General features: G+C 41.3%; 1 protein-coding gene. It reads right to left on the reverse strand.

All coding sequences use genetic code 11. From position 1 onward, the window contains the following. Window positions 1–225: 225 nt before the first annotated feature. Window positions 226–409, reverse strand: a 184-nt coding sequence (locus tag OCT63_RS21455) for a hypothetical protein (protein WP_269984599.1), incomplete at its 5' end; no start/stop codon positions are given.

A 409-nucleotide genomic window follows, 5' to 3' on the forward strand; every position in this document is an offset into this window, starting at 1 on the left:
CGATGAAACTAGAGGTTTAGCGCCAAGGTGCTGAATTAACTATGAAACTACTGGCTTTGAACACAAAAGTAAAACGAGCAGCTAAGAATTTAAATGCAACCGACAAAACGCACTTGGGTAAGAAGCGACATACCACAAATCACCACGGTTTGAAGTGCTTTAACTGACAAAGGATTCGTTCGACCAACCTGACAACCAAATATGACCAAGCCATTTGTTAGCAAATTAGCTGCCAAAACAAAGAAAACGCATCAAAGAACTAGCAATAATGTTAGAACCAGTAAGTGACTCACTCGCCGCAAACGCTTCCAATATAGTGCCACCGGAAAGTTCATGAGATTGAAAAACGAACAGGTGAATAGCTAGAGCGTAGAACAAGGCTTTTAGACAACAAACGCTTTTCTGCTCC

The sequence above is a fragment of the Vibrio sp. RW genome, assembly GCF_027587105.1.
GTDB lineage: Bacteria > Pseudomonadota > Gammaproteobacteria > Enterobacterales > Vibrionaceae > Vibrio > Vibrio toranzoniae.